Origin of the sequence: Spongiibacter sp., assembly GCF_041602295.1 — a bacterium.
Taxonomy (GTDB): domain Bacteria; phylum Pseudomonadota; class Gammaproteobacteria; order Pseudomonadales; family Spongiibacteraceae; genus Spongiibacter.
This window is the reverse complement of sequence record NZ_JBFIGO010000197.1, coordinates 1-1,818: the sequence shown is the minus strand read 5'-3', so window position 1 is coordinate 1,818 and position 1,818 is coordinate 1. Positions and strand designations below refer to the sequence as shown.

The window sequence follows — 1,818 nt, the reverse complement described above, 5'->3', positions numbered from 1 at the left end:
TCGGCCAAGCCGAGGCGTCAGGCACTAGACCCGGCAGCCGAGTGCAATTGGGCAGTATTGCCAAGCAATCGGTAATACACCGACAGCGTGCTGCTTACCTGGTGATCAAGGTAATACTCTGGCGGCAAACTGATCTGATTATCGGCCTCGAGAAGATCGGCCACCCTCGCGGCAAACGCCACCACATCATCGGCGGGTACCAGCCCCTGGCGAAAACCGGCATTGAGGGACTCGCTGGCGCCGCCGCGGTCATAGGCCACCACCGGCGTGCCGCAGGCCAGCGATTCCGGCACGGTGCGGCCAAAGGGCTCTTCCTTATTCGACATATGGCAGGTTACCGCTGCCAGCCGATAGAAATCGGCGATGTCACTGCGGTGCCCAACAAAGGTCACCGCCTCATCGAGCCCCAGTTGTGAACGCTGGGCCAGCAATTCTTGCAGATAGTGCTGCTTGCCCGGCTCGGCGTCCCCGACCACCACACCATGGCAATCTGGGCGCAGGCGCACCAGGCGCGCCATCATTTGCAAAAAGGCTTCCTGCCCCTTCCAGCGCGACAGCCGCCCCGGCATCAAGATCAACGGCTTATCGCGAAACTGCGGATACTGCCCGTACAGCTGCTGACGCCAGTCCGCGTCAGGGCCCTCAGCGGCGAAGGCTTCGGCATCCAGGCCGCGTGGAATTAAAGTGATTTTCGCCTCGGGAAGCCGGTAGTTGTCGACCATATAACGCTTAACGCAGTCGGAAATGGCAATACAATGTTCCGCCCTCGCCATAATGGCGCTGTAGGCATTCACCGAGTACATGCCGTGAAAGGTGCTCACCAAGCGCGGCCGCGTCAGCGGATCCATTTTTCGCCACGCCAACCAGGTGATCCACGCCGGCACCCGCGAGCGCACATGGATCACATCGGCCTGCAGCTCCACCAGCAAGCGCCGGAGCGGCCGCACCTGCCACAGCGAGCCGAGCGCTTTGCGGTGCACCGGCATGCTGATATGCCGACTGCCCTCGGCCTGCAATTGCTCAACCAGACGACCGCCATTTGAAACCACCACGGACTCGTGGCCGCGACGCACCAGCTCGCGGGCAAATTCCACGGTGCCGCGCTCAACCCCGCCGGCATTCAGTGCCGGCAGCAGCTGTACCACGCGCAATGCCTTTGGCGCCGCGGGCGATTCTGCAACAGTTTCAACCATGACTCTGACTCCCTTCTAAAGTCTGCAATATCCAGTCGGCGGCGCGATCCGCCTCCCACAAGGGTTCGGCCGGTAGGGCTAGCGCTCGCCCCGCCTGCCAGTGTTCAAAGCCGGTGGCCAACCCCGCCGCCAGCACCTGCTGCATGCTGCGGGTGACTCGAGAGTCGCGTATTGTCGGCAGTTCCAACAGGCCGGTGGGTACGGCCGAGGTAATACTTTCATACACCATCGACACACTGTCGCGACTTACCCACGCCTCGGCGACCGTCGCCAACTGCTCCCGCAGCCAAGCCGGCGGGCACTCGCTAAACGGCAGCACCTCGACATTGTCCAGCCCCAGCGCCGCTACCGCATCAAGCATTCCCGGCGGCGTGCGCGGCGAGTCCGACACCAGCCACTGCAAATCGCTACGCGACCCGGCAATCGCCTGCAGCTGCTGCAGAATTGTGTCGTTATTCCAAGCAAAATGTTTGTTGATCCCCCCCAATACCACCAAGCCGCGACCCGCATCGCGGCCCGAGTGAATGGGCTGCATGACATTCAACACCCCCCGAGTCGCGAGAATCTTCGGCGAGTTTGGCGGGGAATCGTGCTCGGGAATGATCGCCACATCGAACAGGCAGCG

At 62.3% G+C, this 1,818-nt stretch carries 2 protein-coding genes; both read right to left on the bottom strand.

The window, feature by feature from the left end; all coding sequences use genetic code 11:
- Window positions 1–17: 17 nt before the first annotated feature.
- Complete coding sequence (locus tag ABYM29_RS15635) at window positions 18–1,193, bottom strand: glycosyltransferase family 4 protein (protein ID WP_372865719.1); 1,176 nt, start codon at window positions 1,191–1,193, stop codon at window positions 18–20.
- Window positions 1,186–1,818: ELM1/GtrOC1 family putative glycosyltransferase (locus tag ABYM29_RS15630; RefSeq protein WP_372865718.1), on the bottom strand; the 633-nt coding region annotated here is incomplete at its 5' end. The genes ABYM29_RS15630 and ABYM29_RS15635, both read right to left, overlap by 8 nt.